Genomic DNA, 13,673 nt, shown 5'->3' on the forward strand with positions numbered 1-13,673 from the left:
ACAGAAAAATAAAGAATATTTAACAATTTTATGGTCATGGGTTTGGCAGTCGCCGGAGATTTGACGTTAATGAAAAGTAAGCGGTCGGGATTCTCTCTTATCGAAGTGATGGTGGCTTTGGTCATCTTGGTGATTGGCCTCATAGGAATATTTAATCTTCATATTGTGGCAAAACGTGCCAGTTTTGAGTCTTTTGAACAAACGCAGGCAGCATATTTGGCAAACGATATTCTTAATCGTATGAAGTTAAATCAAACGGTATTAGACAGTTACGTTGGTGAATACGGCGTGCTTAACGGTGATACGGCTCCAACTTCGTGTGATGGTGCAGGCGCTGCGTGTTCTCCCGCAGAAATGGAACTGTGGGACATTTACCAGTGGCGTTGGTTGTTCTCCGGTGGGGCAGAGACCAACAGCTCGGGTGTTAATGTTGGTGGATTAGATTCAACCACTGCCTGTATTACCTTTGATAACGTTAACAATGTCATCTCCATTGCCATTGCCTGGAAAGGTATGCAGGCAACCGCTGGCACCACCAATACAACATCTGACTGTGGTGCAGCCATTGGTGATAAACGCCGGCTTTATGTATTAAATACTGTTGTCGACCAGGGATAATCGACCATGCTAACGAGAACATATGTTACAGGTTTCTCTCTGGTCGAACTGATGGTTGCGATGGTCATCAGTTTGTTTTTGACCTTGGGGGTTTTTGCCATGTTCAGCATGTCGGCGACCAATGTCACAACCACTGGCCAGTATAACCAATTACAGGAAAATGGCCGTATTGCGTTGGCAATTATGTCCCCAGATATCGAGCAAGTGGCCTTTTTCGGGGATGTGACCGGGACTGATTTTATCCCCGGTACGAATACTACAGTAACGGGTGTCATTGCTACAGATTGTGTTGGGGGTGGGTTGAATAATGCCACCCTACCGAACAATCAACCTGCACATTTTCGAAGAATTTGGGGCTATGAAGCGGGTGTGAGTGGGCAGTCAGTGAGTTGTGTGAACGATGCGATAGAAGATACGGATGTTATTCAGATAAAGCGGCTGGTCGGACCCGCCGGGGCAACCTCGGGCTTTCGTGTTGCCACCACTTCCTCTGAGATCGTATTTTTTGGAGCCGCCGCCGATCCCGCACTGATTAATGAGCGGGTCTGGGAGTACCAACACCACATTTATTTCATTCAGAATTTAAATGGTGTGCCGGTACTCAGTCGTAAAGCCTTGTCTGAAACGGGTATGAATAATGAAGAGCAGTTGGTTGAAGGCATAGAGAATATGCGGATCCTCTACGGTTATGATGACGATGGTGATGATACTGCCGACAGTTATTTGCCGGTGGAAAACGTTACCGACATGATGTGGGATAACCAGTCATTTCAGCGCATTGTTGCCGTCAAGATTTTTCTGTTAGTGCGCACGGTAGATCAGGACAGCAGTTATACCAATGACATTACCTATGAGCTTGGTGACAAGGAGCTTGGTCCTTTTAACGATCATTTTCGTCGCAAAGTGTTGTCCACCACCATTCTGCTCGAAAATCCGGTATTGATTAGGAATTGATATGAAAGGTTTAAAGCGACAATCTGGCATCGTCCTTTTTTTTGCACTGATCTTACTTGTTGTGATGACGGTGATAGGTGTGGCGCTGGCGGTAAATGCCGGACAGTCTTTGCGCATGGCGGGTGCTGGTTCCGAACGAATGGAAGCTAAGGCTGCTGCGGATGGCGGTTTGGCGGCGGTTATGAATGCAACTACTGCAGCAACTCTGGCGACACTATCAGACGTACAAAACAGTGCGCTATTTGGCGGAGAACAGACACTTACACCGTTACCAGAAGGGGTAACACCTGAAAATGTTGGTTGTCAGCGTTCAGGGGCCGCGAGTGGTACCAATATTATTGTATGTCGGCGGTTACAAGCCAACAGCACTGTCACCTATGGGCGTGACAACATGGGTGTTATTGAGGTAACACAAGGTATGGAACAAGAAGTACTGAATGGGAGTGGATCATGAAGCTCAAGCAAACAATTTGTACTTTCATTGTTGCCTTGGTGGTAAGTTTTGGGAGCAGTTGGGCCGATGATACTGAACTATATTTACTCGCTCCCGCAAATAACGGTAAATCTAAGGTATTAATTATTTTTGATAATTCGGCATCAATGGATACCTTAGAAACCGAGATTAAAGGTAGCTATGATCCAACCGTTACTTATCCCCCCATCGGTAGTTCTCACTCCTACCAAAGTAATATGATCTATGCGACGGTTGGTACGGGCACTGACAACATGTCACTTCCGAATCCTGATAGTCCATCCCAATCTACACGTTTTAATGAATTGCTAAACGGTTGTGCTGCTGCCAGAGAAGCATTAGCGACCTACGGCCGCTTTACCGGATATGTGCGAGAGTATTACAGTTCTGGTAGTGATCGTGGAACTTGGCAACCTTTAGCAAATAACAGCGGTGCCAATACGAATAATCCAGTCGAGTGTTTTGAAGATATTGAAGCTGGCAATGCCAGTAATAATAATGATTTAACTGGATATGATGATGGCTTTCCTCAGAATAACGTCTATACCAGTTCCGGCGGACGTTGGGGAACGCGAACATATTATCCTTGGGGCAGCCCCTCTCAGCAAAATCTAAGTGATCTGTTTGCAAGTGGGCCATTAGTGACTTTATACACTGATAACTATTTACGTTGGTATCACGGCACTGATACCGGTGCTGTAGATATTTCTCGGTTAAATATAGCCAAAGAAGCCATTACGGGGGTTATTAGCAGTATGTCTGCCGTAGACTTTGGCTTGGCGATATTTAACCTCGATTACCCTAATGAGGGAGATAGAGATGGCGGACGTATTATTGCAGGTATCCGTCCTAGAAATGCTTCAGAAAAACAAGATCTCATTGATACCATCGTAGGTCTTCCAGCCGAAACGAACACGCCACTTTGCGAAACACTATATGAGGCATACAGTTATTTTAGCAATAATAGTGTGACCTTTGCTCATGATGATAGTAATTACAGTAGCCTCAACTATAAAGGGAATAAACCACCTTATGATGCCAGTATTGAGTCTGGTGGTCTCTATAAATCGCCAATGAGTAACTGTAGTGATATTGCGTATATTATATATATTACTGATGGTGAACCCACGCTAGATAACTCCGCTGATCAGCGAATTCAAAACTTAGTTGGAAGTCGCAGTTTGGATACGACTCAGGATAAAAAGACAGATAATGGTGATTATGCTGCCTATACCTATGATTATGATAAATATGGTCGTCCAATAAAAAGTTATATGCCGGCGTTAGCGAGTTATATGTATTGGCATGACCAGGTACTGTCGACAGATACTTTCCAACAAGTGAAAACTTATACAATAGGCTTTGCTTTAGATGAAAACTCAGTTGCGGAACCATTGTTAATTGAAACCGCCAAAAGAGGTGGCGGTAAGTATTACGCAGCCAATAACGTAACCACTTTACAAAATGCCATTAGTAATGCGTTAGATCAAATTACCTACGAAGGTCAGCGATTTTCGGCTCCAGGGGTGGCATATAGTAATGCTGATCCGACTCGAACACTGGATGCTGCATATTATGCCTTGTTTGAGCCTAACCATGGACCACGTTGGGCTGGTAATTTGAAGAAATTTAAAATTAATGCCAGTGGCACATTAGTCGATGTAAATGGCAATAATGCCATTTCAGCAACGGGTGGTATTAAAGAAACTGCCTGTAGTTTTTGGAGTAGTTGTAGTCCTAAACCTGATGGCTTTTATGTAGAAGATGGTGGTGCGGCTCGGCAAATAGATCCCGCACATAGGAAGTTGCTAAGCAACATTGGTGCCGCTGGTGCGTTAGCCGCATTAAATAAATCAACAGCATCAAGTTATGCTGGGGGAGATGCAAATCTCTTCTCGTTAATGAATATGAGTGAAGACCCTAATTCAACTACTTCCGCTCAGCTCGATAAAGCTTTTGAGTGGCTCAAGGGCTTTAACGTTGATCTTGATAGTGACGGCACCCCTATGTCTACCGACTATGGCGGTATTCGCGGTGATATTATGGGCGACCCAATGCACTCTCAGCCACTGGCGATAGATTATGGTGGCACTAATGGGGTTTATATTTTTGTTGGCACTAACGAAGGTATGTTCCATGCGTTTAAGGACGCTGGTGCTTCTGTTAGTGAAAGCTGGGCTTTTATGCCCTTTAATATGCTAGCGAATGTCCAAACCCTAAGGGACAATGATTATTCAAATGGTCACAGTGTTTACGGTATTGACGGCTCTCCCGTTTCATATATTAAAAGAGCTAGTGATGGTTCTATAGAAAAAGCTTGGCTCTTTGTTGGATTGCGTCGCGGGGGAAGTTCTTATTATGCATTAGATGTGACCAATCCCGAAGCTCCTAGTTTAATGTGGCATATAGATAGTAGTTCAACTGGTTTCGCTGAACTCGGGCAAACCTGGTCAACCCCGGTTGTGACTAAAGTCCCAGGGAATGACAATCCGGTTATTATCTTTGGCGGCGGTTATAACATCGGCTATGACGCTGGCAGTGGTAGTAACTCTTTGGGGCGGGATGTTTATATTGTCGATGCAGAAAAGGGGACTTTGAAGTACACCTTCGGTATTGGAGGGCAAACAGCATTACCTGGCATTACTGATAGTATTGCGGGGTCGATAGCGTTGCTGGACAGTAATAGCGACGGTGTTACCGATAGAATGTATGCGGCTGACTTAGGTGGTAATGTCTGGCGTATGGATATGCCATCAACTGACACTAGCGCATGGAGCGCCTTTAAATTTGCGTCATTAGGTGGCTCACTTACAAACAATAGACGTTTTTTCTACGAGCCGGTTATTGCTCAAACTGAATTTACTAACGTTTCCACAATTACTTACACCGATGCTTCAGGCAGTACTACCTCCACTGTCGCATCTCAGAATGTGCCTTACGACGCGGTAACGCTTGGTAGTGGTGACCGGGCGTCGCCATTAGGGACAACGACCGACGACATGTTTTTTGTATTGCAAGATCGTAATGTTGTGACCAAGACCTTCGGTGCTAGTGGAGCATCGATACCGGATCCGATTGATTTAACCAACTTGTACGATGTGACTTCTGCATCACCCACCACCGATGACGATAATTTGGCTTTTGGGACCAAATTGGGCTGGTATTTTAATTTCAGTGGCGTTGGCGAGAAAAGTCTGTCACCTGCGACAATTTTTAAGGGGAAAGTGTATTTCACCTCCTTTACGCCGTCCTTGGATAATCCGCAAAATACCTGTCAAATCTCTTCTGAAGGGCGCCTTTATATCTTTGATTTACACAAAGGAGGACGCTCTTCTCAGGAATATATTGATATTTGCGAGAATTGTATCCCGCAGCCGCCTAAGCTAATAACGCCTCCGCTTGCTGATGACATTGCTGACAATCCGCCCTTGTCGCTGATCATCGGCCGGGGCAATTGTGTTGACGGACAGTGTTCTGGAACGGTTAATCTGGATGTCGGGCTAACAACTAATAAGATTTATTACCATGTTAATGAACATTAAACGTAAGACAACAGCTGCTGGATTCACCTTGATTGAAGTGATGATCGTGGTGGTGATTATTGGGATCTTGGCGGCAATTGCATACCCCTCGTACATTGACTATATAACGCATAGCAATCGTTCTGAGGGACAGGCGGCATTGCTGCGAGTGGCTAACCTACAGGAACAGTATTATCTGGATAACCGTTCTTACGCTGAAGATATGACTAAGCTAGGATTGAGCGCAGATCCCTTCCTAACCGACAACAAGTTGTATCGTGTGGATTCGGTTGGCACCGATAGTTTTACTTTAACAGCGACCCCGCAAGGTTCTCAGGCAACGCGGGATACTAAATGTCCTACCATTACGCTAACTGATACCGGGGTTAAAGGCCCCTCTGCGGAGTGCTGGAAATGAGTAAATATATGATTTTGAGTCTATTGCTGTGGCTTGGCAGCACTCCGGTGATAGCAGCCAAACAGAGTTATAAGTGTTATTTGCTGACGACAAATGGGCCGGAGATTGCCTTTTATCGTTGGAAGGAACAGGACTTGCCGACTAAGCAAGCGGAGCTGGTCGCATCGAAGCGTAAAGATAACCGAGGTAAAGCCTATTACGTTAAGGACGTAAAAGAATGCACTCTGTTATCGGAAGAATTCTCATCAGCCGAGGCCAAAGCGCTGGATAAAAAGACACTTAGATAAGCCAACTGCCATTTGTGACAGCATATCCAGCCATAGACGTTCTAAATTTGCTGCCCATGAATGTAACGCTGGCGCTTTTTATCTTTTAATTTTTCAAGATCGACTAACACCAGCCCATCAAGGCAATCTGCAAAAGCCGCATCAATGCCAAATGCCAGAAATTGTACGCCGTGGGGTTGGCACAGTTCACCATACTGTTTGTATAGGGTTGGCACCGCTGCCCCCATGCTGGCTAATGTTTGTTTTAGTTGCTTAAACGCCTGTTCATAGTCCATCCCTTGATACATCTCATCCAGTTCCTGTTTCCTTGTTGGTGGTAAAACGTAAGGGTGGAAAGAAACTGCCAGTGGCTGTGCTGGAAACTGTGACAGGTAGAAATGCACTAGCATCTCTTTCGCAGGCGTTGGTAACTGATTGCTGATGGTCACTGGACCAAACAGATAGCGATATTGCGGATTTTTAGCGAGATAAGCGCCAATTCCATACCACAGATAATCAAGGCTACGTTTACCCCAGTATTTAGGTTGCACAAAACTACGGCCTAGCTCTAAGCCAAACCTAAAATACTCAGAAAATTGCGGTTGATATTGGAATAGTGATTCGCTGTAAAGCGACTGTCCTCGGTCATGAAGTAGTTGCGCACTGGCAAAACGGTAAGCCCCCACAATTTCCATTTCTGACCGATCCCACAGCACTAAATGTAAGTAGTGGGGATCATACTGATCGGTATCTCGACGCTCACCGGTACCTTCGCCGACAGCTCGAAAAGCAATCTCTCTCAAACGGCCAATTTCCCGCATAATGGGATTGCTACCTTGATGGCAATACAAATATATCTGTTTATTGTCCTGTGTTTCGCCAAGAAGTTCACACTCAGCTAGCGCTTTATAAAGGGCTAATCGGTCTTCAGGGTGGGCGATAGCTCGTTGTGTCCGAAACAGCCCAGGACGGTTTTTGCCGATGCGATATAAATGGTTTTTCAGCAACGTCACTTTGGTTTTCAGCGGGAAATCGTTACCGTTCACGGCCTCTGCAGGTATCAGTTCCCCAATACGAACCGGCAGGGTAGCGTTAGCCTGCTTAAACATCTCCTTAACCAGTAACAGCGTTGCCAACGGTTTGTACAACATCGAGGCCCCGTAGAAGGTAGGCGAGTTGCGTGCATCAACAAACATGGGGAGTAATGGGGCATCACAGTTGATCGCCATCCTCAGAAAGCCGCTGTGCCAACGGGTATCTCGTACACCATTTGGACGCAACCTAGAAACTTCACCGGAGGGGAAAATCAATACCGCACCTTCATTCATTAGATGCTCATGGATATTTTCCAGATAGTGTCTGGGGGTACCGCCTGTCATGTTGCGAACTGGCAGTAGCAGGTTGTGCAAAGGTTCCAGCGCCATCAACAGCTCATTGGCGACCACTTTGAGATCGCAACGTACTTCACTTAACAGTTTTATCAACACCAGCGCATCAAGAGAGCCAATAGGGTGATTCGCAAAAATGACGACTCTTCCTTGCGGCGGCACGTTTTCCAGTTGTACGTCGGGGACGGTGTAACTGATATTAAAGGTTTGTAGCACCTGTTCTACAAAATCTATTCCCTTTAAGTGGCTGAACTGGTTTGCTATTTCATTACACTGCCGTTCGTTGAGCAGATAGCGCAACATCGCTTTCGTCGGCTTCGCCAACCAAGGTGCATTATTCAGTCGCGGTAGGTTGTCTTTGATGACTTTATCGACAGTAAATATCATGGTGATGTCCCAAACTGAAGCGTTAGGTGGCCTGAAGCGAAAACACTTTAGGCAGATTCAGTCAGACAATAAGCCCAGATATTGACCGTCGTATGAACGATGGATGGCAGTCTTATGACAAACAAGAGCGCGGAGGAACAACTCGCGGTTCCTCCGGTATGTTAGAAAAACAGATGTGCCATACCGGCAATTACCGGTAATGTAACGAGTGTACGCAGTAGGAAAATAATGAAGAGTTCCCAAGCGTTAACCGGAATTTTACTGCCAATCAGTAATGCACCGACTTCACTCATGTAAATCAGTTGCGTCACTGACAGCGCCGCGATGATAAAGCGGGTCATTTCAGCCTGTATGCCATTACTGGCGAGAATTGACGGAATAAACATATCGGCAAACCCAACCACGATGGTTTTGGATGCCGCGGTTGCTTCAGGAATATGCAGCCATTCAAGCAACGGAATGAAAGGCATGCCGAGGTAGTCAAAAACCGGCGTATATTGCGCAATCATTAATGCAATAGTACCGATGGCCATTACCACAGGGATAATGCCAAAAATCATGTCGATGACATTTTTGAAGCCTTCTTCCACAACCTTGAGTGGGCCACCGGTGTGCGCCGCTTTGTTTAACGCTAACTGTATTCCCCAAGATAAGGCATGGTGGCCAGCAGGCACGGCTTCATCATCTTTTTTTCGCGAAGAGCCATTTAGATACAGATCTTTTTTCAAAGACAGAGGCGGCAAACGGGGAACCACAACCGCTGCTACCACACCCGCTAGGCATACTGTTAGATAGAAGGGCACAAACATGGCTTCCAGCCCTACCTGCGTTATCACCACTAGACTGAAAGTGATTGATACAGCCGAGAATGTTGTACCGATAATGGCAGCTTCCCGTTGTGTATAAAAATTGTCTTCATATTGTTTACTGGTGAGCAGAATACCAACGCTACCATCGCCAAGCCAGGATGCCATACAGTCAATAGCGCTGCGCCCAGGTAGATTGAATAACGGCCGCATAATGGTGGTTAACAGCGTGCCAAACAGCTCTAGTAAGCCAAAATTCAGCAGCAGTGGCAGTAGCAATCCGGCAAAGAAAAACACGCAAAATAGCACGGGTAATAGATCATTCATTACCAGCCCGCCAGTATCAGCAGAGCGAATAGCTTCAGGACCAATACCAAAAAAAGTCAACGTGATAAACACTGCCCCCGTAAGCCTAACCACTAGCCAGAACGGGTTGATGTTCAGCAATGCATTGAGGAAATGGTGAGTACGAATTGCTTTCGGCCGAAACAGTTTAGTTAGCAAGGTTGCCAGTGCCATCAACAACGATATTGTCAGGATAATCGTGGTGAGCCAGTCGCTTAACAGGTGCTGCAATGCTTTTGCCAAGATTGCCACTGGAATGGTAATCGCCCCCTGAAAACTGATGGGGGTCATAAACAGCAACACCCCAATTAATGATGGGATGATAAAGGTTAGTGCTGTCTTCAGACTATGAGTTTGAGATTTGGTCACGTTAAGGCCTGTTGTTATTATGTAAATCTGGCCTGTCGGCCATGCAAATTTATGCAGAATTGTTTGCAATAAAGGCACAAGGTTACCGCCTCTCGCTGACCGTGTAAATTTGTCTGTTATCCTCGCGACACTATCTGTGAGTAACTGTTATTTTTATGCACTGTATTGTCACTAAAAATGCGTTATGGAATCTGGAATATGCTAGCGACCTGGACTGTTATTGACTTCCCGGGAGTGTAGCGGCAGTCAGTTGTAATTAAAAAAGTTTTCAATATTTTTTGTCATAAATGAGCAAAAGTCCTCATTTGTGCAACGATCATCGTGAATTGTTACTTTGCTAGGTGGCATATCAGTTTGTAACAATGTACCTTTGCTTGACGCTATCCGGTATATTATCGGAATCAGTGACGCGTTTGAGGCATAGACAGTTCACTGGCATAGTGGGGACGATAATTACGATGGAAAAAAAACAGCGTCTGATCAAACTAGCGCTGGGGTTCGGGCTCATCGGACTGCTGGGGCTATTGCTTGGCCTGATAATTTCGATTATTGGTTACGATGCTTTTGGCGACGAATGTTTCGGACTGACCAATCACACCATGAGCGAATTGGGCAATTACGGTCATTCTCCTTTTGCAGTCGCATTAAATGGCGGGCTGTTTTTTGGTAGTTTGTGCCTAGTGCTTTTCTGTCTTTACTCGTTACAGCTTTCCCGAAGTATTACTGGCGCTATGAGCTTTCTGTGTCTAGCCGTTAGCTGTATGACGTTAGCTGGTATCGGGCTGTTTCCGGTTAATGTTTATCACCTGCATGTGTTCATGCTGAAGTGGTTCTTTATCTTCGGTTGTATTAGCACACTGGTTTACTTGGTGAATCAGACATTAACACTCTCTGCAAGTAATGGCCGTTGGGGATGGATTACCGCCTTGTTGAGTTGTATTAGTTTCGGCATCTTTCTGTTTTTGCCACTATTCGGGCTGGATTTTACCGAGGGCAACCGACCTTTTTATCACGAGATGGTGCTGGAAGGTGTCCGGCCAACACTATGGTGGCCGGCACTGCTGCAATGGATTAGCTTGGGATGTTTTCTTCTGTGGTTAGCGGTGTTGCTTTTTGAGCGTTTGCGCTCACTGGAGCAATCTTAGGATTAGACAACCCGCCTCATTCCCGCTTCATTGAACCAATAGCCGTTGCAAGCGTCAGCCGTTAACGGCGCGGTTTCTCCTGCTATTAATGCGTTAGCAACGCTAATGCAATCCTGAGAGTAGGGCGATACCCTGAACCATGAAACGCCCATCGTTTCCATTTGCGCTAATTGCTGACGTAAATCACAACAGCTCGCAGATTGTGTTTGAATACCATTTAATCGTAGCAAAGGTTGGTGTTCTTGTGTCTGTGCCAATATTCCGCGCGGGTATTGTGCACAGGCAATGTCGCAACCGTCTTTCGTTAGTCCCTTAAGCCTAGCAGTAAAGCATCTGGCAGAATGTGCTAGCGGTAAATGACCATAGCCAATGACTTCTGCTTCATAACTGGGGCTGGGGGTTAATACTTGCCTTAACCATTCACCTGACAGGTCTACTGGCATTACAAAGCGTTGCATGCCCCAAGTTGCCATTTTGTCCAGCGTGGCGCGGTTATAATTATTGATACTCGGGCCGCAGACAAATGGTTGGTTCAATTCTTGAGCTATAGCAACGGCGGCCATATCGTTGGCCTCAACCATAAACTCCCCATTTGCTACCTGTTTACGCAATTCAGGCAGTTCCGAGCTGTTTTCGATTAGCGCCATCGTAGAAAGTACTACCTGTTTACCTGACGCCTGCAGCAGCTTCGCCAGCGCTAAGTAATCACTCCATTTTACTTGGCGACGCCGAGTGCAGACGGTCTCTCCCAGATAGACTAATGGGATATTGCTGTCAGCAACTTTCTCATAAAATGCATACACATCGGATTTGGGCCAGCAGTACATCAGTGGCCCTAACGAAATTCTCATGAACTACTTCCTATTGCCAGCTGCGCTCATAGGCGCCAAGTGTGGTGGTTTGCCCTTCCGATACCTTGGCTAACGCCGCTTGCCAATTTTCCTGGGCTTGATAACGCTCGGGAGCGGCAAGATATTTATCTAGCGCTGCCCGCCAGACTTTGGTTACTTGTTCTACATATGCAGGGCTTCGTTGCCGTCCTTCGATTTTCAACGACACCACGCCTGCTGCCGCGAGTTCTGGGATCAGATCCAGGGTGCTGAGGCTTGTCGGTGACTCCAGTAGAAACTGTGGCGCCTCTGTGTCTTCGGTGAGGTATCGGCCTTTACAAACTACTGGATAGCCCATCTGCTCATTAATGCCCGAGCAGTCAATCAACACATCATTGAGTCGGGTCAGTCGGCTGTTACCTTGTTCTTGCCAGCGCACATGGCGAGCTGGGGAGCAGGAACCTCCGGAATTGGGTGATTCGCCTGTTACATAAGAGGATAACTGGCAACGGCCTTCCGCCATGATGCACAGACTGCCAAAGGCAAAGACTTCGAGATCTACCGGGCTGGTTTTAGCGAGATCCTTTACCTGTTTTATTGAAAGCACCCGAGGTAACACTGCTCGCTGAATGTTAAACTGTTGCTGATAAAAACTGAGGGCTGCCAGATTCGTTGCGCTGGCTTGTACCGAAAGATGGAGCGGTAATTCTGGATAATGCTGGTGCGCATAATCCAGCAATGAGATGTCCGCCACAATCAAGCCGTGAGCACCACTCTCTGCAGCTAAATCAATCGCTTGATACCAACGTTTTTCCTGTCCTGGCTGTGGAAAGGTATTGATGGTGAGATAGAATTTTCGCTTGCAGCTATTTACCAGATGGGCGGCTTCCTGCAGTTTTTGCGGGGTAAAATTGAGTCCGGCAAATGAGCGGGCGTTAGTATCATCTTTTAAGCCCACATAAACTGCATCAGCACCGGCGTTTAGCGCGGCTTTTAGCGATGCCAGATTACCAGCAGGGCATAGAAGTTCCATGTCGTCAGCGGCTCCCTTATCGATACGAAAGGGGCAAGTGTATCGGTGTTTGATCTCTGAAGAATTGATGTAAAACAGGTTTGAGATCATAAATTGTGGCTAAAATGCCAAGTTGGTAACCCTTTAAGGAGCATAAAGAATGCGTGGTGAGCTGTTGTCCATGATGGCAAAGGAGCTGTTAACTGTAGCGCCTAAAATAGCCGCAAAACCACTGTCCATCGTTCCCTTTTCAGCGAAGGCCAAGGTATTGGAACAACTGTTACAACATCTGCTGGCGGAACAGATTAAAGAAGGAGAACTGGATTTTCTAATTGACAGCTGGGTGGCGGTGTCTGTTCCGGATCTGCAATTGTCATTTGAAGTCAGCTTCGGCGAACATTTCTCAGTGCGTCCAGTGACATCTCCCAAAGTGACTTTTAGTGCCAATAGCAGTGATTTATTGCTGGTTGTCGCTGGCAAAGAGGATCCCGATACATTGTTTTTCCAACGTCGCCTGTGTATCGAAGGCGATACTGAATTTGGTCTTGAAGTAAAGAATCTGCTGCTAGCGATTGATTTACAACGTTTACCGCTGGCTGTCCAAACGTTGCTGGACAAGCTAGCAAAATCCATGCAGTGGTTACAGACAACTTCCAGGACGGATGTACAGATGATTTAAAAAAAGAGCGACCCAACCGGGTCGCTTAACATTTCAGACACACATTCTGAAAATCGCGCTATTCAAAAGGGAGGATATGATGAAAATCAAAACCTATCGTCCTTTATGAGTGCTGTTTGCCAAATTAGTTCCCTAATATTTCTTAATACTGTGAAATTTTATTGAATGTAAACCATCGTCCTTTAGTTACCACTTGGAACAAAAAAAATGGCAACCAAAGGTTGCCAGAGGGATTTAACTAAAGATGCAACGTGCGCTAGAACCTTGCATCTTACAAGGGAGATTAATGATGAACACGAAAATCCGTTTCATAAAATCAGACTGGTGCTAGCTAAAATAGTTCATTTCAGTGCATGATTTTTAGTTAAAAAAAGCAAAATTTTACTGAATGATTTTATAACGCATTGTTTTATATATCAAAAATAATTTTAATATATAAATTAGATATTAAAAAAACGCCAAC

General features: G+C 45.6%; 12 protein-coding genes. 8 read left to right on the forward strand and 4 right to left on the reverse strand.

What is annotated here, in order from left to right; all coding sequences use genetic code 11:
• Positions 1-69 precede the first annotated feature (69 nt).
• Genes pilV through J3L11_RS10720 form a run of 6 tightly spaced genes read left to right on the forward strand, consistent with a single transcriptional unit; the run spans position 70 to position 6,270 of the window.
• On the forward strand, positions 70-618 hold the full coding sequence (gene pilV / locus J3L11_RS10695) for a type IV pilus modification protein PilV (RefSeq protein ID WP_207570977.1): 549 nt from the start codon (positions 70-72) through the stop codon (positions 616-618).
• 6 nt (positions 619-624) lie between these two features.
• A complete protein-coding gene (locus J3L11_RS10700; protein WP_133038077.1) occupies positions 625-1,572 on the forward strand; it encodes a PilW family protein in 948 nt (315 codons plus the stop codon).
• A 1-nt stretch (position 1,573) separates the two neighbouring features.
• Entirely contained in the window at positions 1,574-2,026 is a 453-nt protein-coding gene (locus J3L11_RS10705) for a PilX N-terminal domain-containing pilus assembly protein (RefSeq protein ID WP_133038078.1), read from the forward strand.
• Entirely contained in the window at positions 2,023-5,586 is a 3,564-nt protein-coding gene (locus J3L11_RS10710) for a PilC/PilY family type IV pilus protein (RefSeq protein ID WP_207570978.1), read from the forward strand. Before J3L11_RS10705 ends, J3L11_RS10710 begins: the two co-directional genes overlap by 4 nt.
• Positions 5,576-5,983, forward strand: a complete 408-nt coding sequence (locus J3L11_RS10715; RefSeq protein WP_133038168.1) for a type IV pilin protein — start codon at positions 5,576-5,578, stop codon at positions 5,981-5,983. The genes J3L11_RS10710 and J3L11_RS10715 overlap by 11 nt, the downstream gene beginning before the upstream one ends.
• Positions 5,980-6,270: a TapY2 family type IVa secretion system protein gene (locus J3L11_RS10720; protein WP_207570979.1), complete on the forward strand. Its 291-nt coding sequence runs from the start codon at positions 5,980-5,982 to the stop codon at positions 6,268-6,270. The genes J3L11_RS10715 and J3L11_RS10720 overlap by 4 nt, the downstream gene beginning before the upstream one ends.
• A 41-nt stretch (positions 6,271-6,311) precedes the next feature.
• On the opposite strand, the gene J3L11_RS10725 is transcribed toward J3L11_RS10720, so the two are convergent.
• Both J3L11_RS10725 and J3L11_RS10730 read right to left on the reverse strand, forming a co-directional pair.
• Positions 6,312-8,024, reverse strand: coding sequence for a lysophospholipid acyltransferase family protein (locus tag J3L11_RS10725; RefSeq protein WP_207570980.1), 1,713 nt, complete (start codon positions 8,022-8,024; stop codon positions 6,312-6,314).
• Positions 8,025-8,185: 161 nt separating this feature from the next.
• Positions 8,186-9,544, reverse strand: a complete 1,359-nt coding sequence (locus tag J3L11_RS10730) for a YjiH family protein (protein ID WP_229799936.1) — start codon at positions 9,542-9,544, stop codon at positions 8,186-8,188.
• A 458-nt stretch (positions 9,545-10,002) separates the two neighbouring features.
• Between J3L11_RS10730 and J3L11_RS10735 the strand changes: the two genes are divergently transcribed.
• On the forward strand, positions 10,003-10,689 hold the full coding sequence (locus J3L11_RS10735; RefSeq protein ID WP_189617597.1) for a DUF998 domain-containing protein: 687 nt from the start codon (positions 10,003-10,005) through the stop codon (positions 10,687-10,689).
• 2 nt (positions 10,690-10,691) lie between these two features.
• On the opposite strand, the gene J3L11_RS10740 is transcribed toward J3L11_RS10735, so the two are convergent.
• Positions 10,692-11,540 (reverse strand): U32 family peptidase, encoded by an 849-nt coding sequence (locus J3L11_RS10740; RefSeq protein ID WP_207570981.1) that lies wholly within the window; start codon positions 11,538-11,540, stop codon positions 10,692-10,694.
• 10 nt (positions 11,541-11,550) lie between these two features.
• Positions 11,551-12,552: a peptidase U32 family protein gene (locus J3L11_RS10745; protein ID WP_189617599.1), complete on the reverse strand. Its 1,002-nt coding sequence runs from the start codon at positions 12,550-12,552 to the stop codon at positions 11,551-11,553.
• Positions 12,553-12,691: 139 nt separating this feature from the next.
• On the opposite strand from J3L11_RS10745, the gene J3L11_RS10750 reads away from it, so the two are divergent.
• Complete coding sequence (locus tag J3L11_RS10750) at positions 12,692-13,210, forward strand: SCP2 sterol-binding domain-containing protein (protein WP_207570982.1); 519 nt, start codon at positions 12,692-12,694, stop codon at positions 13,208-13,210.
• The last annotated feature ends 463 nt before the right edge of the window (positions 13,211-13,673 follow it).

This window comes from Shewanella sp. 4t3-1-2LB (genome assembly GCF_017368415.1).
GTDB lineage: Bacteria > Pseudomonadota > Gammaproteobacteria > Enterobacterales > Shewanellaceae > Shewanella > Shewanella fodinae.